This is a genomic window from Polynucleobacter sp. UB-Tiil-W10 (genome assembly GCF_018881605.1).
GTDB lineage: Bacteria > Pseudomonadota > Gammaproteobacteria > Burkholderiales > Burkholderiaceae > Polynucleobacter.
In genome coordinates, this window is sequence record NZ_JACVPZ010000001.1 from 1253940 (window position 1) to 1273624 (window position 19685).

21 protein-coding genes are annotated in these 19685 nt (G+C 46.9%); 12 read left to right on the forward strand and 9 right to left on the reverse strand.

Features of this window, described 5'->3' with window-relative positions; genetic code table 11:
* Positions 1-32: 32 nt before the first annotated feature.
* The gene (locus ICN33_RS06485; protein WP_216195530.1) at positions 33-1079 is read right to left on the reverse strand and encodes an FAD-dependent oxidoreductase; all 1047 of its coding nucleotides are present in this window, start codon (positions 1077-1079) and stop codon (positions 33-35) included.
* Positions 1080-1098: 19 nt separating this feature from the next.
* Positions 1099-1422 (reverse strand): ferredoxin FdxA, encoded by a 324-nt coding sequence (fdxA, locus tag ICN33_RS06490; protein WP_216195531.1) that lies wholly within the window; start codon positions 1420-1422, stop codon positions 1099-1101.
* A 119-nt stretch (positions 1423-1541) separates the two neighbouring features.
* On the opposite strand from fdxA, the gene ICN33_RS06495 reads away from it, so the two are divergent.
* Entirely contained in the window at positions 1542-2555 is a 1014-nt protein-coding gene (locus ICN33_RS06495) for a D-glycerate dehydrogenase (RefSeq protein ID WP_216195532.1), read from the forward strand.
* 89 nt (positions 2556-2644) lie between these two features.
* Here ICN33_RS06495 and ICN33_RS06500 read toward each other — a convergent pair whose 3' ends face one another.
* From ICN33_RS06500 to ICN33_RS06520, 5 genes are all read right to left on the reverse strand, one after another.
* The gene (locus ICN33_RS06500) at positions 2645-2938 is read right to left on the reverse strand and encodes a hypothetical protein (RefSeq protein WP_072583151.1); all 294 of its coding nucleotides are present in this window, start codon (positions 2936-2938) and stop codon (positions 2645-2647) included.
* Between the two features lie 12 nt (positions 2939-2950).
* Positions 2951-4267, reverse strand: a complete 1317-nt coding sequence (glp, locus tag ICN33_RS06505; RefSeq protein WP_216195533.1) for a gephyrin-like molybdotransferase Glp — start codon at positions 4265-4267, stop codon at positions 2951-2953.
* The gene (gene mobA / locus ICN33_RS06510) at positions 4264-4869 is read right to left on the reverse strand and encodes a molybdenum cofactor guanylyltransferase MobA (protein ID WP_216195535.1); all 606 of its coding nucleotides are present in this window, start codon (positions 4867-4869) and stop codon (positions 4264-4266) included. The genes glp and mobA overlap by 4 nt, the downstream gene beginning before the upstream one ends.
* Complete coding sequence (moaA, locus tag ICN33_RS06515; RefSeq protein ID WP_216195536.1) at positions 4869-5996, reverse strand: GTP 3',8-cyclase MoaA; 1128 nt, start codon at positions 5994-5996, stop codon at positions 4869-4871. The genes mobA and moaA overlap by 1 nt, the downstream gene beginning before the upstream one ends.
* Positions 5997-6089: 93 nt before the next feature.
* Positions 6090-8729, reverse strand: coding sequence for an Rne/Rng family ribonuclease (locus ICN33_RS06520; RefSeq protein WP_216195538.1), 2640 nt, complete (start codon positions 8727-8729; stop codon positions 6090-6092).
* Between the two features lie 464 nt (positions 8730-9193).
* Between ICN33_RS06520 and ICN33_RS06525 the strand changes: the two genes are divergently transcribed.
* The 3 genes from ICN33_RS06525 to sppA are packed head-to-tail and all read left to right on the forward strand — an operon-like array spanning position 9194 to position 11881.
* Positions 9194-10216, forward strand: a complete 1023-nt coding sequence (locus ICN33_RS06525; RefSeq protein ID WP_216195540.1) for an RluA family pseudouridine synthase — start codon at positions 9194-9196, stop codon at positions 10214-10216.
* Between the two features lie 13 nt (positions 10217-10229).
* The gene (locus tag ICN33_RS06530; RefSeq protein WP_216195542.1) at positions 10230-10904 is read left to right on the forward strand and encodes an HAD-IA family hydrolase; all 675 of its coding nucleotides are present in this window, start codon (positions 10230-10232) and stop codon (positions 10902-10904) included.
* A 29-nt stretch (positions 10905-10933) separates the two neighbouring features.
* Positions 10934-11881 (forward strand): signal peptide peptidase SppA, encoded by a 948-nt coding sequence (gene sppA, locus ICN33_RS06535; protein ID WP_216195544.1) that lies wholly within the window; start codon positions 10934-10936, stop codon positions 11879-11881.
* A gap of 18 nt (positions 11882-11899) precedes the next feature.
* On the opposite strand, the gene ICN33_RS06540 is transcribed toward sppA, so the two are convergent.
* Together ICN33_RS06540 and ICN33_RS06545 are read right to left on the reverse strand one after the other, a co-directional pair.
* Positions 11900-12670 (reverse strand): SAM-dependent methyltransferase, encoded by a 771-nt coding sequence (locus tag ICN33_RS06540; protein ID WP_216195546.1) that lies wholly within the window; start codon positions 12668-12670, stop codon positions 11900-11902.
* A 13-nt stretch (positions 12671-12683) separates the two neighbouring features.
* On the reverse strand, positions 12684-13292 hold the full coding sequence (locus ICN33_RS06545; protein ID WP_216195548.1) for a Maf family nucleotide pyrophosphatase: 609 nt from the start codon (positions 13290-13292) through the stop codon (positions 12684-12686).
* 43 nt (positions 13293-13335) lie between these two features.
* Between ICN33_RS06545 and ICN33_RS06550 the strand changes: the two genes are divergently transcribed.
* From ICN33_RS06550 to fabF, 8 genes are all read left to right on the forward strand, one after another.
* Positions 13336-13911, forward strand: a complete 576-nt coding sequence (locus ICN33_RS06550) for a DUF177 domain-containing protein (protein ID WP_216195550.1) — start codon at positions 13336-13338, stop codon at positions 13909-13911.
* 105 nt (positions 13912-14016) lie between these two features.
* Positions 14017-14196: a 50S ribosomal protein L32 gene (gene rpmF, locus ICN33_RS06555; protein WP_011902241.1), complete on the forward strand. Its 180-nt coding sequence runs from the start codon at positions 14017-14019 to the stop codon at positions 14194-14196.
* Positions 14197-14279: 83 nt separating this feature from the next.
* Complete coding sequence (gene plsX / locus ICN33_RS06560) at positions 14280-15293, forward strand: phosphate acyltransferase PlsX (RefSeq protein WP_216195552.1); 1014 nt, start codon at positions 14280-14282, stop codon at positions 15291-15293.
* Positions 15290-16276, forward strand: coding sequence for a beta-ketoacyl-ACP synthase III (locus ICN33_RS06565; protein ID WP_216195554.1), 987 nt, complete (start codon positions 15290-15292; stop codon positions 16274-16276). Before plsX ends, ICN33_RS06565 begins: the two co-directional genes overlap by 4 nt.
* A 62-nt stretch (positions 16277-16338) precedes the next feature.
* A complete protein-coding gene (fabD, locus tag ICN33_RS06570) occupies positions 16339-17274 on the forward strand; it encodes an ACP S-malonyltransferase (RefSeq protein ID WP_216195556.1) in 936 nt (311 codons plus the stop codon).
* 54 nt (positions 17275-17328) lie between these two features.
* Positions 17329-18072 (forward strand): 3-oxoacyl-ACP reductase FabG, encoded by a 744-nt coding sequence (gene fabG, locus ICN33_RS06575; protein ID WP_216195558.1) that lies wholly within the window; start codon positions 17329-17331, stop codon positions 18070-18072.
* 102 nt (positions 18073-18174) lie between these two features.
* Positions 18175-18414: an acyl carrier protein gene (gene acpP, locus ICN33_RS06580; RefSeq protein ID WP_215324024.1), complete on the forward strand. Its 240-nt coding sequence runs from the start codon at positions 18175-18177 to the stop codon at positions 18412-18414.
* Positions 18415-18435: 21 nt separating this feature from the next.
* Positions 18436-19683: a beta-ketoacyl-ACP synthase II gene (gene fabF / locus ICN33_RS06585; protein WP_216195560.1), complete on the forward strand. Its 1248-nt coding sequence runs from the start codon at positions 18436-18438 to the stop codon at positions 19681-19683.
* Positions 19684-19685: the final 2 nt, after the last annotated feature.

Sequence of the window (19685 nt, forward strand, 5' to 3'; positions counted from 1 at the left end):
AAGTGGTTATGTATTAACGAATTATGGATAGCTTACTCGAATGTAGGCGACTTCACTCCCAAGGCCTTGTGAAGCTTGGGGGAGGTGGTCGTATATTGAAGTTGAATCTGCTTTTCTGGGTGCAAGTACTCCGCAGCGGCAAAGGCGGCAAGCGCGGCTTCATGAAATCCAGATAGGATCAGTTTTTTCTTACCCGGATAAATGTTGATATCACCAACCGCATAAATTCCTGGGGTGCTGGTTTGAAATTTTGCGGTATCGACACAAATTTGTTTGCGATCGATATTAAGGCCCCACTCCGCAATAGGCCCCAACTTCGGTGAGAGGCCATAAAACACTAAAAGGTCATCTAGGGGGATTAGTTTGGAATCGCCATCAATATTGGTAAAGGCTATTTCAGTAAGGAGATCATCTTTCACTTCGTAGCCGGTAACTTGTCCAATCAGAAGTTCCATTCGATGGTTGGCGCAAAGTTCACGCATTTTGGCAATCGATTTTGGTGCCGCCTTAAATTCATCGCGACGATGAATCAAGGTAACGCTAGCTGCAATTTCGGAAAAATGAATTGCCCAATCTAGGGCTGCATCACCACCACCACAAATCACAATTCTTTTTCCCGCAAATTGCTCAGGATTTTTAACGTGATAGAAGACTTGCTTATTGATGTAAGCATCAATGCCTTCAAGATTAATAGTGCGTGGTTGAAACGCCCCTACACCGCCAGCAATAAAGACAGTCTTGCTCAGAAATGTTTTATCTTGCGAGGTGCTAATGAGGAAACGTCCATCGGCTTGTGGCTCAAGCTTGCTGACCTCTTGGCCAAGATGAAACTGAGCACCAAAGGGCTGAATTTGCTTTAATAAGTTATTAATGAGTTCGCGCCCAGTACATACTGGGATCGCAGGAATATCGTAAATGGGTTTATCTGGATAGAGCTCAATGCATTGACCTCCCACTTCTGGAAGTGAATCGATTACATGCGCTTTAATTTCGAGCAAACCCAATTCAAAAACTTGAAAGAGCCCCACAGGACCAGCGCCAATGATTACGGCATCGGATTCTATGGGTGAGTGCGACACGAATTTATTGGACTAGAAATTACTTTACTAGTTGATCAAGTTTATTTTTAACATCTTTCCATTCTTCAGCATCTGGCAGCGCTGCCTTAGACTTGGTAATCGATGTCCAGGCAGGGGAAAGATCGGCGTTTAATTTAATGAATGCTTGTTGATCGCCGGGTACATCATCTTCTGCATAAATAGCGTTTACGGGGCACTCAGGTACGCACACCGCGCAGTCTATGCACTCGTCCGGATCGATCACTAAAAAATTGGGGCCTTCGCGAAAGCAGTCAACTGGGCAAACATCAACACAGTCGGTGTATTTGCAGCGGATACAAGATTCGGTAACAACATAAGTCATAGTGATTTTGTTTCAAGAGCCCCAAAAAGCCGGGTGCTAAGTTATAAAAGATCAATTTTAGCCGAAATAGCCTATTTTTCAGGCAAAACCCTCTATTTACTTAAGGTAAAGTTCCCACTATGAATACACAGCCCAATGCCCAGGTTAGCAAGCAAAAACCCAAAATTTTGGTGGCAAGAGCCATTTTTCCAGAGGCTTTAGCCAAACTGGAGGAATCCTATGAGGTTCGATCCAATCAAGAGGATCGGATTTTTAGTCCAGAAGAGTTGCAAAAAGAACTCTCTGGGGTTGTAGGGGCTTTAGTAGCAGGCAGCGAAAAAATTGATGCCAATGCGCTAGTTCATGCTAAAGACTTAAAGGTGGTGGCCAATATTTCTGTCGGTTATAACAACTTTGATGTTCCGGCAATTTCTGCTGCTGGTGTCATGGCGACGAACACCCCGGATGTTTTAACGGATACCACGGCTGATTTTGGCTTTGCCTTATTAATGGCAACAGCAAGACGGATTACCGAATCGGAGCATTGGGTTCGTGCAGGTCAATGGGATAAGTGGTCGATTGTGAATAATCCCCTGGGCATGGATTTGCATCACAGTACAGTAGGCATTATTGGCATGGGACGAATTGGCCAAGGCATTGCTAAACGTGCTTTAGGTTTTGGAATGAATGTGATTTATCACAACCGCAGTCATTTATCGGAGGCTGATGAAAAAGCTTGTGGTGCAAAGTATGTTTCCAAAGAAGAATTGCTGCGCACTGCTGATCATGTTGTCTTGGTGCTGCCCTATAGTGCCCAGAGTCATCATACGATTGGAGCTAAAGAAATTGCGCTCATGAAACCTACTGCAACCCTTATAAACATTGCCCGTGGCGGAATTATCGATGATGCGGCACTAGCTCAAGCTCTGAGGGAGAAAAGGATCTTTGCTGCTGGCCTTGATGTATTCGAAGGTGAACCCAAGGTACATCCTGAATTATTAAAGTTAAGCAACGTTGTGCTCGCTCCACACATTGCTAGTGCTACAGAAAAAACGCGTAGAGCAATGGTTGATTTAGCAGTCAATAATTTACGTGCAGCACTTGATGGAAAAAAACCACCTAGCCTTATTAATGTGGAAGTTTTTAAAGGCTAATTGCGTTAATTTAATCTTCTAAGCATTAAAAATAAAGCCGAGCATTGCTCGGCTTTATTGCTGAAAGAGTGACCGGTAATTAATAATGATTACTCAGCATCAATCTCTTCTGGAAGCTCGCGCAACGCTAATTCAATTCCACCGAATTTTCCAGCAACCCAGTTATAGACTTTGCAGGCAATCCATAGCAATCCAAAGCCGAGTAAGGCGTTGAGAATTAATGCGGACAACACGGTAAAACCAGGGATAGCGCCATCGCGAATGAAGGCTACGAACAGTGCCAACAAAACGATTGGAACGGAGAAGCAGAGGTAAACCAAAACTAAAGTTTTGGCAGTATGCATTGGGTCGAGAAAGACGAGTTCTTTTTTGCTAAGTTTCATGATGACGCAATCTTAAAGCAGTCCATCAAAAAGCGCTACATCTACCCAGTCTCCAGCAGCAACATTTCCCTGCTCGTGACCTAGGATGACAAAGCAATTGGCCTCACTCATCGAACGCAAAATACCGGCACCTTGGCTGCCAGTGAGTCTGACCGTTGGCTTGCCATCAGCTCGACGCTCCAGAATGGCGCGTTGAAATTCTGTGCGACCTGCCTTTTTCCGGATGGGGGCTTCGGCAATGGCCTGGGTAAGCGGGGGTTCAGTTTGATTTGCGCCATTGAGCTGCAAAAGGGCTGCGCGGACAAATTGGTAAAAGGTCACCATGACTGCTACGGGATTCCCTGGCAATCCAAAGAAGAGCGTCTTACGAGTGGGCGATTTTCCTTCGGCTGACTTGAAAATCCCAAAGGCCATGGGGCGACCTGGACGCATGGCAATTTTCCAAAAACCAACATCGCCTAACTCTTGCATGATCTGTTTCGTGAAATCTGCTTCGCCAACAGAGACGCCTCCAGAAGAAATTAATACATCTGCTTTACTGGCCGCCTCAATAAAAGCTTGCTTCAAGGAGGTTGGATCATCGCGCACAATGCCGCAGTCAATGATCTCTAAATTTAGACGATTGAGCAGACCATTAAGGCTGTAGCGATTGCTGTCGTAAATACTTCCCGCATCTAATGATTGACCTAGTGCGCGCAATTCATCGCCTGAAGACAGAATGGCAACCTTGAGCTTGCGCTTAACTGGTAGTGATGCAACGCCTAGTGACGCAGCTAAACCTAAATCAGAAGGGCGCAGTAAGCGACCAGCTGCAATTGCAGGTTTCCCCTTTTGCAGATCCTCGCCACTTAAACGTCTGTTCTCTCCAGGTTTTAATTGATCTTGCTTAAATTCAATCGTGAGATTATCTTTTGCAGTTATGAATTCTTGTGGAATGACGGTATCGCAGCCAGTAGGCATCAGCGCGCCGGTCATGATCTTGAGGCATTCCCCTGCATGAATACTACCTTCATAGGGCTTGCCCGCAAGTGCTGTACCAGCGACTCGTAATTCAATGGTTGCACTGGTGGTATTAAGACATTCGCTATTAAATGCAAAGCCATCCATCGCAGAATTATCGGCAGCTGGAACATCGATTGGTGAGAGTAGATCTGCCGCTAGGATCCGGTTGATCGCTTGATCTAGGGCAACAGTTTCAACATCAGCAGGATCCTTGAGGGCGGCATTTTCTGCAATGAGATCATTGACTAATCCGGTAATCGCCTTCCGCGCATCATCAACATGAAGGGATGAGGTTAAGAGAATCGGCTGGTTTGGTGAGTGACTCATGCTGATACTTCCTCTAATGACTTGAGTTCTTCAGGAGTATTTACATTAGCGAAAAATAGGGGATCGTCAAAAATTACGGTGCTACTGCGCAATTCTTTAAACCAGCGATCAATTTTGAGGTCCCCTTTTTGGAGAAATTGATTCAATGAATCTTGTAGGTTGCTTCGCATGAGGCAAAAAACAGGCTGCGCCCATACCTTGCCATCCGTCTCCTTGCTGGAGGCATATACCAACTCAAAATCACCTCGTTCCATCTCTGCGCTCAATAGCTCAGCAAGATTACTGGGTAGTAAAGGCGAGTCGCAAGGTGAGGTAAGGAGATAAGGTGTTTTGCATGCCTTTAGGCCCACCGAGAAACCAGCCAGGGGCCCTGAAAAATCTGGCGTCTCATCCATGATTACGGGGTATCCATAGCCCGCATACTTTGTAATATTGCGGTTGGCATTAATGATGATGGTTTGTGTCTGAATCTTTAGCTTGGCAATAGCGGATTCGATCAGCGGTTTGCCGTGAAAAGGGATCAAGCCCTTATCGATGCCGCCCATACGTTGCGCACGACCGCCAGCAAGTATTAACGCAGTAATGTCTTTAGTCAAAATCATTAGCCACCAATATAAGACATTTCAACCTTGCGATTACCCGAAGTTACATTGGTAGTATGAGAGCCACGAATTTCTGAATAGTGATCATCGCGAGATGACCAGGTATTCATTACGGCATTGGCGATTTCTAAATCACTTTTCCCTGAGCGCAGCAAAGTTTTGAAATCAAAACCTTCATTAGCAAAGAGGCAGAGATACATTTGCCCGTCGGTAGAAATGCGAGCTCTAGAGCATTCGTGGCAGAAGGTTTGGGTAACGCTGGAAATCACGCCAATCTCACCTGAGCCATCGACATAACGCCAGCGTTGTGCAACTTCGCCAGCGTAGTTGGCCTCAACTGGCTCGAGCGGAAATACTGCATTTATACGCGCAATAACTTCTTTTGAGGGAAGGACTTGCTCCATATTCCAGCCATTCGAGCTGCCCACATCCATGAATTCGATAAAGCGCAAAATGACACCACTACCTTTGAAGTGCTTAGCCATCGCCACAATTTCGTGATCATTGGTGCCTTTTTTAACCACCATATTTACTTTGATGTTCTGAAAGCCAACTTCTTGCGCCGCCTTAATTCCATCAAGTACATCAGCCACAGGGAAGTCGACATCATTCATTTTTTTAAAGATGATGTCGTCCAAACCATCCAGGCTGACTGTCAATCTTTGCAGGCCCGCTGCTTTTAACGCGGCAGCTTTCTTGCGCAAGATGCTACCGTTGGTCGTGAGGGTAAGGTCCAGCGCTTTATCTTCAGATGTGCGAACTTTGGCCAACATCTCAATGAGCACCTCTAAGTTCTTGCGAAGCAAGGGCTCGCCGCCGGTTAATCTAATTTTTTCAACACCCAATGTAGCGAAGATAGCGGTAATCCGAGTAATTTCTTCAAAACTCAATAACTCTTTGTGAGCTAAGTAAGGATAGTTTTGGTCAAACACTTCCTTGGGCATGCAATAGGTGCAACGGAAATTGCAGCGATCGGTTACGGAGATGCGTAGATCTCTTAGGGTGCGTCCTCGGGCATCTTGAGTGTGGCCATGAGGCGTGACGAGTTGGGCGCCAATAGATGGCGACAGGCCTTTGCCTTCGTCAATGCGGATAGGGATTACTTTTGGGATTGCTTTTTCAACCATGCTCTCAATTATGGCTGTGAAACGGGGTTTCTGCCAAACCACCAAATATCCTTGTGGGATAAATGGCAGTCTGGAGAAAAGCTTAAATAAGCGTTAAACCGTTTTTTCTTGGCCGCCGGTTTCAACTAAAACCATTGGTCCTTCAGGAAGGCTTGCGGCAGGTTTAGGCGCTCTGCCTAAATTATGCGCAACAGGCTCTGCCTGGATCTGGCTTTGTGCTTCAGCATGCTTAGAAGAGTCGGTAGCGACCCAGATCATGCCGGCTGATTGCACAACGCTATGCAACGGAGTTTCTTCAAGCGCCTGGAAAGCCACTTTTGGAAGCTCGGGTGCAGGCTTGGCAATTACCTCTACTTTAGCGGCTGCTACAGCAACTGGTGCTGGAGTAGCTACGGCTGCAGGAGCAGCGTTTTGCGCAGGGCGATTGGATTGACGTGGAGCACGTGGTGCGCGCTCTTGCCTTTCTTGTTTCTCTGCAGCAGGTTTTGCATTGCCAAAACTATTAACGATGTTCTGAATCGGCATAGATGCAGAGGCGCCAGCCATTCCAACTGGAGGACCTGTAAATGGACTTGCTGATATTGCAGTTGCAGTAGCCGGTGTATTAGCAGCATCATTGCCGCCTTCAGTACGCTCGCCACGTTGACCGCGACCACGACCCCGACGGTTGCGACCACGACCACGACGCTCATCACCTTCGGCGCTTGGAGCAGTTTCGCTTCCAGGAGCCGCTTCAGTAGCAGGAGTTACTGCCGCTGGGTTGGCTTGACGTTCTGGCTTGGGACCATTCTGGTTGGTTTGATTGCCTTGGTTACGATTACCGTTACGGTTGCTACGATTGCGATTATTGCCAGCGCCTTCTACTGCTGGAGCTCCTTCAGCCGCAGTCGCTGCGGGACGCTCGGTTCGCTCGCCACGACGGTTGCGACCACGATTGCGATCACCGCCATTGCCATTGCGGCCTTGGTTGCGACCACGTGAGTTACTTGGTGCAGGCTTCTCTTCAACTGCTGGAGATGAACCAAAGAGGCTCTTAATAAATCCAAAGAAACCACCAGTGCTTTCTGCTTTTGCTACTTTTTCAGTGCGCGCAGGGCGTGGTTGGCTAACTGGCGCAGGTTGTGTTGGCGTGATTCCTTTGACTGCTGCCTCTGGACGTACTTTTACATCTGCATCCTTGCGGCTCACAGTAGTGTCAGTTTCGAGTTCGCGAGCAGCTTCTTCGGCCATTACGTAGCTAGCCTTTTGATCATCAAGACGGGGGTCGTCATGACGCAAACGCTCGAGTTTGTAATGCGGAGTTTCTAGATGCTTATTAGGAACCATCAAGACATTTACTTTGAAGCGAGTTTCAATCTTGATCACTTCAGCACGTTTTTCATTCAAGAGGAAGGCAGCCACTTCGACTGGTACCTGAGTATGAATCGCTGCTGTGTTTTCCTTCATTGCTTCTTCTTGGATGATCCGTAGAACTTGCAATGCAGAAGATTCAGTGTCGCGAATGTGGCCAGTGCCGTTACAACGTGGGCAAGTTACATGGCTACCTTCAGACAATGCAGGGCGCAAGCGCTGGCGAGACATTTCCATCAAGCCAAACTTGGAGATCTTACCCATCTGCACACGAGCACGGTCATGACGTAGGGCATCACGTAAACGATTCTCTACATCCTTTTGAGCTTTACTCGATTCCATATCAATGAAGTCGATCACGATCAAGCCGCCTAAGTCACGTAAGCGAGCTTGACGAGCAATTTCATCAGCAGCTTCTAAGTTAGTGCGAGTTGCAGTCTCTTCAATATCAGAACCGCGAGTTGCGCGAGCTGAGTTAACGTCCACTGAAACTAAGGCTTCAGTGTGGTCGATCACGATCGCGCCACCTGAAGGCAATGGCACAGTGCGTGAGTAAGCGGTTTCAATTTGATGCTCGATTTGGAAACGAGAGAACAAAGGTACATCATCTTGATAGCGCTTAACACGCGGCAAATTGTCTGGCATTACTACCGACATAAATGCTGCAGCTTGTTCGTAGATGTCATCGGTATCGATGAGGATTTCACCAATATCAGGCTGGAAGTAATCGCGAATAGCGCGAATCACTAAGCTGGACTCGAGGTAGATCAGTAATGGAGCAGAGTTGCCTTTGGCAGCTTCATCAATCGCTTTCCATAACTGCATGAGGTAACTTAAATCCCATTGCAATTCAGTGGCATCACGACCAATACCAGCGGTACGGGCGATGATGCTCATGCCATCTGCTACTTCTAATTGAGACATGGCTTCACGCAGCTCTTGACGGTCTTCACCTTCAATGCGACGGGAAACACCGCCTCCACGTGGGTTATTCGGCATCAAGACCAAATAACGGCCTGCCAAGGAGACAAAAGATGTGAGGGCGGCACCTTTTTGGCCACGCTCTTCTTTTTCTACTTGAACAATGATTTCTTGACCTTCGCGCAGGGCATCCTTGATGGAAGCATTGCGGACGTCTATGCCCTCTTTAAAGTAACTACGGGCAACTTCCTTGAATGGCAAGAAGCCATGACGCTCTTCGCCGTAATTGACAAAGCAGGCCTCAAGGGAAGGTTCAATACGGGTAATGACACCTTTGTAGATATTGCCTTTGCGTTGTTCACGACCGGCAGCTTCGATATCGATATCAATGAGTTTTTGACCATCAACGATGGCAACTCGCAACTCTTCTTGTTGAGTTGCATTAAACAACATGCGTTTCATAACACTCTCCTATGGGGGAGGGCGTCGTTGCGCGCTGCGTTAGGGGACAAGTTAGATGCCGCTTGGGACTAAGCCCAAGGCGGTATATGAGTGTGGATCATGCAAATCTAAGCATTTTTTGCCTAGCTCACCCAGTTAACGGTTGGTTAAATCGGTGCCACACTTGACGATCGCCGCAGAGACCTCCTTTAGGCCATCAATGCAGGCGCGCGCCTGAAAACTGTCTTCTAATCGCGGGTCGCGGCATACGGCACACCAACCCTGCGCCTCATTACAACGGGGGAGGGGCAACCCCGGGAGTCTTTTAAAGGGCGACTCCAAGCTCCACGATTCAAACCTGACTTCAGGTTGGTCTCAGGCCAATAAATTGGCTAGAGCGTTGATTATACGGCACAAGTTGCGTGACAATGGGGTATTGTTGAGTCCCTTGTCGTCCCCCGCCGGGGTCACAAGAGAGATAAATCATGAAATCCGAACCTAATTCCAAGCCCTTAAAGGCAAAAACGCCCGCTACTTCAGCGCCTGCAGCAGTGCATCTCCAGACTATTGGTCCGGAAGAGGCTGGCCAACGTCTGGATAATTACTTACTACGCTGGGCTAAAGGGGTTCCTAAAAGCCACGTTTATCGCATCATCCGCTCCGGAGAGGTCCGGGTTAATAAAAAGCGCGCTGAGCCAACAACCCGCCTCATTGAGGGTGATGTGGTGCGACTTCCCCCGGTTCGGATTGCCGAACCCGCCCAAATGGCTGCCGTTAATTCTGCCCAAACCAAATCTCGGGCGCATGGCTACTCAGACAAAATGCCGATTCTTTTTGAAGATGAAGCACTCCTAATAGTCAATAAGCCAGCAGGTTTGGCTGTGCATGGTGGCTCAGGTATTGCTCTTGGGGTAATTGAAACCCTGCGCATTACTCGCCCTGAACTCAAGTTTCTGGAATTGGTCCATCGTTTAGACCGAGACACTTCTGGTGTTTTACTTCTGGCTAAAAAGCGTAGCGCCTTAGTGGAGTTGCATCGTCAAATCCGTGAGGGTCAAACGGACAAGCGTTATTTTTTACTTGCACATGGTGAAATTGAGCAGGGCGCTCAAACCATGCAGCTCAAATATCCCTTACATAAATATCTTCTTCCAAATGGTGAGCGCCGCGTTCGGGTTGATCCAGATGGGTTACCAAGTCACACGGCCTTACGGGTGACTAAAACGCTCAAGCGTGAAGATGTTGCTATCACTTTGGCGGAAGCTCAGCTTAAAACAGGTCGCACCCATCAAATTCGGGTTCACCTGCAAAAGCTGGGGCATGCGATTTTGGGCGACGATAAGTACGGCTTTGAAGATCTAGACAAGGTCATTAAATCGAAGCGCCTATATCTGCACGCACATCTGGCAGGATTTACCCATCCCCGCACTGGTGAAAAGATGCGTATCGAGTCGCCATTGCCCCCAGAATTTACTGCCATGATGAAAACGTTTGAACAGCACGATTAAATTACAGCCAAGCATGTCTCAAGTAAATAAATCGAATCGACCTTATGACCTGATAGTTTGGGATTGGGATGGAACCATTATGGATTCCACGCCAACCATCGTGCATTGCATACAACAAGCTTGTCGTGATTTAGGCTTTAAGGCGCCAGACGACACCTTGGCGAGTTCGGTCATTGGCTTAGGAATTCAGGATTCATTGCGTCGAGCGGTGCCTTGGGTCGAACCAATTCATTTTCAAAAACTAACCGAGCGCTTTCGTTACCACTACTTGGCAAAAGATCATGAGCTTGATTTATTTGTTGGTATTCGAGAGCTTTTACAAGAATTACATGCGCAGCAATATTTGCTGGCTGTAGCCACAGGCAAATCTCGTGTCGGCTTAGATCGCTCACTGAAGCATCATCAAATTGGCCATCTCTTTCATGAGACTCGTACTGCAGACGAATCTTTTTCTAAGCCTCATCCAGGGATGTTGTTAGAGTTATCAGATGTGACACAGGTGCCTACTCGTCGCATGCTGATGATCGGTGATACAACACATGATTTAGATATGGCGGCAAATGCGAGTGTGGATGCAGTAGCGGTGACCTATGGTGCTCACCCTCCTGATACTTTGAAGGAGTCGCCTTCATTAGTGCACGTTCATGATGTTGCGGAACTTTCGCAATGGCTTAAAAATAATTTGTAATCTGATTAGTAACGCTAAGGAATTCATAGATGGAAAATAATCCAAATCCTAATTGGGAACGTCAAGCCCTTGAGCATCTTCTCTTGGAGAATTTGAAAGAGACTCGCAAAGCGCGTCGCTGGAAGGCGGTATTGCGTGTACTTACTTTATTGGTAATTGTGGGCGCCCTACTGTCGATATTTGATTTCCATCTTCCGGGCAAAGGTATGGGGGTTGAAAAACATACTGCGTTAGTGACCCTTGAGGGAGAAATTTCCTCCAGCTCAATGGCTAATGCGATGGATATCAATTCTTCTTTGTTATCGGCGTTTGAGAATGAGCAAAGTGCTGGCGTCGTATTGCGTATCAATAGCCCTGGTGGATCCCCTGTCCAAGCAGGCATGATTAACGATGAGATTCATCGTTTACGTAAGCTCTATCCTAAAAAACCGTTTTACGTCGTAGTAGAAGATATTTGCGCATCTGGCGGTTATTACGTTGCTGTTGCTGCAGATCAAATCTTGGTTGATAAAGCCAGCTTAGTGGGATCGATCGGTGTAATCATGGAGGGCTTCGGTTTTACGGGTCTGATGGATAAATTAGGCGTTACTCGTCGCATGATTACTTCGGGCTCCAACAAAGGCATGATGGATCCATTTAGCAAAGAGAATCCAAAGCAAATTGAAATGGTCAAGACCATGATTGATGAGATTCATCAACAATTTATTGCAGTAGTTAAAGAAGGCCGCGGCGATCGCTTAAAGGATGTGCCAGATTTATTTTCTGGACGCATCTGGAATGGTGAACAAGCCGTAAAGATTGGTTTGGCTGATGGTTACGGCACGATTGATACAGTTGCGCGCGATATCTTTAAGGCGCCTGATATTCTGGATTACACCATGAAAGAAAACTTTGCTGAGCGCGTTGCTAAGCGCTTTGGCGCTGAGGCTGGAGCCGCTGCTGGCAAAGCTTTGGTGAAGACGCCAGATCTCAAGTAAAACTCAGTAGTAAAGAATCTAGGCCAATAGTAGAAATACTGTTGGCCTATTTTGCAATGAGGCACAGGCGGCTTCATTTGGGTAGCGTTTGCGCCATTCTGCAATCGACAATGTTGAAATCATTTCTGAGGACAGACTGAGATCTATGCCAAGACAAAGTAAGCTTTGTGGTGCCAAAGAATTGAGGCATGCCATCAGCATGACGGTATTGCGATAGGGTGTCTCAATCCAAATTTGGGTTTGCTGCAATTTGCGAGATTCTATTTCGAGTTGCTTGAGTTTGGCAGCGCGCTCATGCTGGTCATGGGGTAAGTAGCCCTGAAATGCAAAACATTGCCCATTAAGTCCGCTTGCCATTAGACCAAGCAAGATAGAGCTTGGTCCAACCAGAGGCTTTATTTTTGCCCCTAGCTTATGCGCTGCTAATACCAATTCTGCTCCAGGGTCTGCAACTCCGGGCACTCCCGCCTCAGACATTAAACCCATATCGTTTCCGGCAAGTAAAGGCCTGAGTAAATCTGCAGGTTTTACCGCATCACCATACTTTGCGTTACGCGCGGCACCACGCCATTCACTCATCTGCATTTCTTGGATGGTGTTGGCTAATGGAGCGACAGAATCAATTGCCTTTAAGAGGGCGCGCGCTGTTTTAGCATCTTCCACAATCCAGTGTTTTAACTTGGCTGCTTGCGTAATTGTTTCTGATGGAAGCACCCAAGGTAATTGTTCAACGCGACCGTCATCACCCAAAGTATTGGGAACTAAATAAAGAGTGCCTAGTTTGCTCATGAATGACTTTTTCTTATTTTTTTGATGGGAATACAAAGCCTGCATCCCGCAGTAAGCTTGTTAATGCAATCAGCGGTAAGCCAATTAAAGCGGTTGGGTCATCACTCTTAATCGACTCTAGCAGGCTGATGCCTAGGCCTTCTGACTTAGCGCTGCCTGCGCAATCATAAGGTTCTTCAGCAAGTAAGTAGGCCTCCAAAACGCTGTCAGGTAGTTTACGAAAGGTCACTTCAGTCGGAACATATAAAGTGGTTTGTATATCCCCCTTCATTAAACATAGTGCCGTTTGAAAAATCACTGTCGCACCACGCATCAGTTGTAACTGGGCTAGCGCTCTTTCAAAATTACCAGGCTTACCAATCGCTGCACCACAGAGATCTGCAACTTGATCAGAGCCAATGACCCAGGCGTGCGGATGTTCTTTGGCAACTGCCGCCGCTTTGGCGTGAGCAAGACGTAACGCTAAATCGAGAGTGCTTTCACCAGTGATTGGCGTCTCATCTACTTCTGGTGAAACAACTTCAAAAGGAATGCGTAGGCGCTCTAGGAGTTCACGGCGATATTTGGAGGTAGATGCCAAAATAAGCAGTGGGTTTTGGGATAAATTGGTAGGGATACTCATGGTGTTCTGCACTTTCAAGCTGGCATTCATTTAGACTGATGCTATGAATCGTAATCAAGTTTTACCTCAAGTCGAGCTATCTGCCGAGCCTAGCGCCTTAAAGAGGGTGGATTTTTGTGCCCCTCAATCTTATAAGGGTGCAGGTTTTTTAAGTATTGCTGAGTTACCAAGATTGGCCGAGGAGGCATCAACCATCAATCCAAGTGATGGTTTTAATTGGTCGGTTCAGACCTATTTTGAAGATTCCCCCGGCAGTGAGCCTCGTCAAATCCTAGAATTAGGTCTAAATGGCCGTTTGCACCTAGTCTGCCAACGTTGTTTGCAAGATTGCGCAGTCGATTTGGATGAAAAACGTCGATTTATTCTGGTTTTGACTGATATTGAGGCTGATGAGTATCCGATTGAGGATGAAGAGCAGGAGCCTTTGGTGGTAAATCAGCACTTCAACCTCCTAGAAACTATTGAGGATGAGGTTTTGCTGTCTTTACCACTGATCCCAAAGCATCCAGATGGGTTTTGTGAGCCCCATCCCTCTACCTTTGGGGACGAGGGCGATGAAGAGGTGTCAAATGAGCGTGAAAATCCCTTTAACATATTGAAAAATATGAAGAAAAACTGACTTCAGGGTACTCATTCAGACTGTTGTTTTGAGTATGTTTTGTCAATAGATCAAGCATTTAGGCGCATTTCCATGCTAGAATGTCGCCTTGCTTAGGAGTTCAATATGGCCGTTCAACAAAACAAAAAATCACCTTCCAAACGTGGCATGCATCGTGCGCACGACTTTTTGACCGCACCTGCTACGGCTGTTGAAGCCACAACTGGTGAGGCTCATTTGCGCCACCACATTTCACCTAACGGCTACTATCGTGGTCGTAAAGTTGTTAAAACTAAAAACGACTAATTTTTTAGTCTAAACAGATAGAAGCGGCTCCAGTAAAAGCCGCTTTTTTCTTGGATAAATCACTTGCAGCAATCAATGAGTTTATGAGCGTTACTCTTGCTATTGATGCCATGGGCGGAGATCATGGAGTCGTTGTGACGGTCCCAGCTGCCTGCGATTTTTTAGAAAAACACGCAGATGTGAAGATTGCTCTTGTGGGTGATCCCGATTTAATCAAGCATGTCTTGAGTAAATCTCCCAAAGCTCCTATGGAGCGAATTCAAATTATTCCCGCTAGTGAAGTTGTCTTGATGGACGATCCCATTGAGGTTGCTTTGCGTCGCAAAAAAGACTCTTCCATGCGTGTTGCGATTGAGCAAGTAAAAGAGGGCGCTGCGGATGCGGTGATCTCTTCTGGTAATACTGGCGCACTCATGGCGATCTCCCGCTACATTCTGAAGACGCTTGAGGGTGTTGATCGTCCGGCGATTGCAACCGCTATCCCCAATGAATTAGGCCGTGGCACGACCATGCTGGATCTAGGTGCCAATGCCGACTGCGAGCCAATGCATCTGGTGCAGTTTGCCCAAATGGCAAACGTGATGGTGCAAGTGGTAGATGGTAAAGAAAATCCTTCAATTGGCCTTCTCAATATCGGCGAAGAGGTTATTAAAGGTAATGAAGTTGTTAAACAAACTAGCGAGTTGCTGCGCCAAACCTCTTTAAACTTTTACGGCAATGTAGAAGGCAACGATATCTTTAAGGGTACGACCGATATTGTGGTCTGTGATGGCTTTGTGGGTAATGTGGTTTTAAAAGCCAGCGAAGGTTTGGCAAAGATGATGAGTGGCTTGATTCGTGAGGAATTTAATCGCTCGTGGCTTACTAAGTTGATGGCGATCTGTGCGATGGTGCCATTGCTAAGAGTACGTAAGCGGGTTGATCATCGACGTTATAACGGGGCGGTATTGTTGGGTTTACGTGGTTGTGTGATTAAGAGCCATGGTTCTGCTGATCGCTTTGCTTTTGGCTTTGCCTTGGATCGCGCCTATGAAGCAGCTAAGAACCGCATGGTGGAGCGTATTGCTGCAGCCTTTGTGGTGGAGACAAAAGAATGAGTATCTTTGCAAGAGTAGCTGGAACCGGAAGTTACCTTCCTGAGTTGCGCTTAACCAATCAAGATTTAGTAGAGCGTCTCGCCAAAACTGGCTTAGAGACCAGTGATGAATGGATTAAAACGCGTAGTGGTATTTCGGCGCGTCACTTTGCGGCTGAGAATGAACTTACCAGCGATTTGGCAGTAAAGGCATCACAAGCGGCGTTAGCTACTGCAGGCATTACTTCCGAAGACTTGGATCTCATTATTTTGGCTACTTCTACGCCAGACCATTTGGGTGGATTTCCAAGTACTGCGTGCGTGGTGCAAGATAAGTTAGGTGCACATACTTCTTGTGCAGCTTTTGATGTACAGGCAGTCTGCGCTGGATTTACTTATGCACTTGCTATTGCAGATGCTTTTATTCGTTCTGGTTCATACAAAAAAGTATTGGTCATTGGCGCAGAAACCTTCTCGCGTATTCTCAATTTCCAAGACCGCGGAACTTGCGTCTTGTTTGGCGATGGAGCTGGAGCTGTCGTGCTCGAAGCTTCTCAAGAGGCAGGCATTTTATCTACCGCATTACATGCTGACGGTAGCCAGCGCGATATATTGTGCGTTCCTGGGCGCGCAGGTAATGGCGAGGTACATGGTTCTCCATTTATGACAATGGATGGTCCGGCTGTATTTAAGTTGGCTGTGAAGGTATTAGAGCAAGTAGCTCACGAAGCACTGGATAAAGCCAATCTCAAGCCCGAGCAAATTGATTGGTTGGTACCGCACCAAGCAAATATTCGCATCATGGAAGGTACGGCCAAGAAGATGGGCATGTCTATGGACAAGGTTATTGTGACCGTGCATGAGCATGGCAATACTTCTGCTGCATCTATTCCATTGGCATTAGATGCGGGCGTGCGCTCTGGACAGATCAAGCGCGGTCAACATCTTTTGTTAGAGGGTGTTGGTGGTGGCTTTGCTTGGGGTGCAGTTGCAATTAAATACTAATAAAAATTCAATATTTTTTATTTATTCATTTCTTTAATTTCTTTCAATAGCGAACTCATTAAATGACATTTGCATTCGTATTCCCAGGTCAAGGTTCTCAATCAGTTGGTATGCTCAATTCTATTGCGAAGCGCCCAGAGGTGCGTACAACACTGCAAGAAGCCTCTGAAGCGTTGGGTGAGGATGTTGCAAAGTTAATTGCCGAGGGTCCTGCTGAGGCGTTGTCATTAACCACAAATACACAACCTGTGATGTTGACCGCTGGTGTTGCCTTTTATCGTGCTTGGTTAGCTGCAGGTGGCCCCGCTCCCAAGGTGATGGCTGGTCATAGTCTTGGTGAGTACTCCGCCTTGGTTGCATCTGGCGTAATTTCTTTTAAAGATGCTGTTCCATTGGTGCGTTTCCGTGCCCAAGCAATGCAAGGTGCGGTGCCTGTTGGCACGGGCGGCATGGCTGCTATTTTGGGATTAGATGATGCAACCGTGACTAAGGTTTGTGCTGAAGCGAGCGCTGCATCTGGCGGCGTAGTGGAGGCAGTCAATTTCAATGCCCCTGGTCAGGTAGTCATTGCTGGTGCAAGTGATGCCGTAACTAAAGCATGTGAGCTACTGAAAGCTGCTGGCGCTAAGCGCGCATTACCCTTACCAGTCTCTGCGCCATTTCACTCTTCTTTATTGCAGCCTGCTTCCGAGAAGCTCAAAGACTATTTGGCAAATATTGAATTTAAAGCTCCAAGCATTTCCGTTATTAACAATGTGGATGTCGAGATCTTGAATGACCCAGTAGCAATTAAAGATGCATTGGTGCGTCAAGCTGCTAAGCCTGTGCGTTGGCAGGAAACCATTCAGGCTATGGCTGGACAGGGTATTACTCAAGTGGTGGAGTGTGGGCCTGGCAAAGTATTGGCAGGTCTCACTAAGCGCATTAATGATCAACTCACTGGCGTGCCAGTATTTGATGAAACTAGCTTGAATGAGGTTCTAGCAAGCCTCAAATAAAATCAAGACCATACAAATTAAATACAGAAATACAGAAAACAGCGGAAGATAAATATGAATCTCGACTTAAGCGGACAAATTGCTTTGGTAACTGGCGCTTCGCGTGGTATCGGTCAAGCGATTGCGGATGAGTTAGTGAAGTGTGGTGCCAAGGTGATTGGCACTGCGACATCTGAGAGCGGCGCAAAAGCCATTGATGAGCGATTGAAAGCTTCGGGCGGCGCAGGCAAGGTATTGAATGTCACTGCACCGAATGCTTGCGAAGAAATTATCGATTTGATCGTGAAAGAATATGGCGGCATCAATATTTTGGTGAATAACGCGGGCATTACTCGCGATAACTTGGCTATGCGCATGAAGTCTGATGAATGGACCGATGTGATTGACACCAATTTAAGTTCAGTCTTCCGTTTGTCACAAGCAGTAATGCGCCCAATGATGAAAGCCCGTGGCGGCCGGATTATTAACATCACTTCTATTGTTGGCCATATGGGTAATGCTGGACAAGCCAACTATGCTGCCGCAAAGGCGGGGGTTTCAGGTATGACTCGTGCGCTAGCTCGTGAAATCGGTAGCCGCAATATCACCGTGAATTGCGTAGCCCCGGGATTTATTGACACTGATATGACTCGTGCCTTGAGCGAAGAGCAGCAAAATGCCCTAAAAGTGAACATTCCTTTGGCGCGTTTAGGCAGTCCTGAAGATGTGGCCCAGGCAGTGGCATTTTTGGCTTCTCCAGCGGCGGGATACATTACGGGTAATACCTTACATGTCAATGGCGGACTATATTTAGCCTAACGGCAAAGCTAGGATTTGGTCATTTTTTGGCGGTTTTGCTAGATTGCTCCGCCAAGCTGATAAAATCCCTTCATCGTTTTTTTACAACCCTTGGGGGACTTAATGGATAACATCGAACAACGCGTTAAGAAAATCGTCGCTGAGCAATTGGGCGTCGCAGAAGCAGACATCAAGAATGAATCTTCTTTTGTGAATGACTTGGGCGCTGACTCTCTTGACACTGTTGAGCTGGTTATGGCTTTGGAAGATGAATTTGGCATCGAAATTCCTGATGAAGAAGCTGAAAAGATCACTACAGTTCAGCTCGCGATTGACTTCGCTAAATCTAAAGCTCAGGGTTAATTCCCTAGCCTAGGTAATACTGTGTCAGCATCAAATGGCCGACGCCGGGTAGTAGTCACCGGTCTTGGCCTCATCTCACCTGTTGGTAATTCAGTTGATGTAGCTTGGTCTAATTTGCTTGCAGGCAAATCAGGCATAGCTACTATCACTAAGTTCGACCACGCTCCGCTTAGCGTTCATTTCGCTGGAGAGGTGAAAGATTTCAATGTCGAAGAATATGTTTCTGCAAAAGAGGCGCGCCATATGGATACTTTTATCCATTACGGCATTGCTGCTGGTACACAAGCTATTCGCGATAGCGGCTTAGAAATCACTGAACAAAATGCCGAGCGCGTTGGTGTCATGGTGGGCTCCGGTATTGGCGGTCTACCAATGATTGAGGAAACAGGCGCTGAATTATTAGCTCGTGGTCCTCGTCGCATTTCACCATTCTTTGTTCCTGGCTCGATCATTAATATGATCTCTGGCCACCTCAGTATTTTGTTTGGTCTTAAAGGTCCAAACGTTGCCGCGGTAACTGCTTGTACAACTGGTTTGCATAGCATCGGCTTAGCAGCACGTTTAATTCAGTACGGCGATGCTGATGTCATGGTTGCCGGTGGTGCTGAGTCAACAATTTCTGCCTTAGGTGTTGGTGGCTTTGCATCTGCAAGAGCGCTCTCGACGCGAAATGATGATCCTGCTACTGCTTCACGCCCTTGGGATAAAGATCGTGATGGTTTTGTTCTGGGCGAAGGTGCTGGTGTGGTGGTGATCGAAGAGTATGAGCACGCTAAAGCTCGTGGCGCAAAAATTTATTGCGAGTTACTCGGCTTTGGCATGAGTGGTGACGCTTATCACATGACTGCGCCAAATATGGATGGTCCACGTCGTTGTATGGTCAATGCCATGCGCGATGCCAAACTCAATCCAGATCAAATTCAGTATTTAAATGCTCACGGAACTTCTACACCTTTGGGTGACAAGAACGAAACTGAAGCCATTAAAGCTGCTTTAGGTGATCATGCTAAAAAGGCTTTAATTAACTCCACCAAGTCTATGACTGGCCACCTATTGGGCGGTGCCGGTGGCTTGGAGTCTGTTTTCACGATTTTGGCGCTTCACAACCAAAAATCGCCACCTACTATCAATATCTTCAATCAAGATCCTGAGTGTGACTTGGACTACTGCGCCAACACTGCAAGGGACGTGAAGATTGACCATGCAGTCAAAAACAATTTTGGCTTTGGGGGTACTAACGGTACCTTGATTTTTGGCAAACTGACCTAATA

What these genes read in the sequence shown, in the direction of transcription:
- moaA (WP_216195536.1), bottom strand. Translation starts at nt 5,996, where the DNA reads ATGGTTGAAAAAGCAATCCCAAAAGTAATCCCTATCCGCATTGACGAA.
- plsX (WP_216195552.1), top strand. Translation starts at nt 14,280, where the DNA reads ATGAGCGTTACTCTTGCTATTGATGCCATGGGCGGAGATCATGGAGTC.
- mobA (WP_216195535.1), bottom strand. Translation starts at nt 4,869, where the DNA reads ATGATTTTGACTAAAGACATTACTGCGTTAATACTTGCTGGCGGTCGT.
- fabD (WP_216195556.1), top strand. Translation starts at nt 16,339, where the DNA reads ATGACATTTGCATTCGTATTCCCAGGTCAAGGTTCTCAATCAGTTGGT.
- ICN33_RS06540 (WP_216195546.1), bottom strand. Translation starts at nt 12,670, where the DNA reads ATGAGCAAACTAGGCACTCTTTATTTAGTTCCCAATACTTTGGGTGAT.
- ICN33_RS06520 (WP_216195538.1), bottom strand. Translation starts at nt 8,729, where the DNA reads ATGAAACGCATGTTGTTTAATGCAACTCAACAAGAAGAGTTGCGAGTT.
- glp (WP_216195533.1), bottom strand. Translation starts at nt 4,267, where the DNA reads ATGAGTCACTCACCAAACCAGCCGATTCTCTTAACCTCATCCCTTCAT.
- fdxA (WP_216195531.1), bottom strand. Translation starts at nt 1,422, where the DNA reads ATGACTTATGTTGTTACCGAATCTTGTATCCGCTGCAAATACACCGAC.
- sppA (WP_216195544.1), top strand. Translation starts at nt 10,934, where the DNA reads ATGGAAAATAATCCAAATCCTAATTGGGAACGTCAAGCCCTTGAGCAT.
- acpP (WP_215324024.1), top strand. Translation starts at nt 18,175, where the DNA reads ATGGATAACATCGAACAACGCGTTAAGAAAATCGTCGCTGAGCAATTG.
- ICN33_RS06525 (WP_216195540.1), top strand. Translation starts at nt 9,194, where the DNA reads ATGAAATCCGAACCTAATTCCAAGCCCTTAAAGGCAAAAACGCCCGCT.
- ICN33_RS06550 (WP_216195550.1), top strand. Translation starts at nt 13,336, where the DNA reads ATGAATCGTAATCAAGTTTTACCTCAAGTCGAGCTATCTGCCGAGCCT.
- ICN33_RS06530 (WP_216195542.1), top strand. Translation starts at nt 10,230, where the DNA reads ATGTCTCAAGTAAATAAATCGAATCGACCTTATGACCTGATAGTTTGG.
- fabG (WP_216195558.1), top strand. Translation starts at nt 17,329, where the DNA reads ATGAATCTCGACTTAAGCGGACAAATTGCTTTGGTAACTGGCGCTTCG.
- ICN33_RS06545 (WP_216195548.1), bottom strand. Translation starts at nt 13,292, where the DNA reads ATGAGTATCCCTACCAATTTATCCCAAAACCCACTGCTTATTTTGGCA.
- ICN33_RS06565 (WP_216195554.1), top strand. Translation starts at nt 15,290, where the DNA reads ATGAGTATCTTTGCAAGAGTAGCTGGAACCGGAAGTTACCTTCCTGAG.
- ICN33_RS06500 (WP_072583151.1), bottom strand. Translation starts at nt 2,938, where the DNA reads ATGAAACTTAGCAAAAAAGAACTCGTCTTTCTCGACCCAATGCATACT.
- ICN33_RS06495 (WP_216195532.1), top strand. Translation starts at nt 1,542, where the DNA reads ATGAATACACAGCCCAATGCCCAGGTTAGCAAGCAAAAACCCAAAATT.
- rpmF (WP_011902241.1), top strand. Translation starts at nt 14,017, where the DNA reads ATGGCCGTTCAACAAAACAAAAAATCACCTTCCAAACGTGGCATGCAT.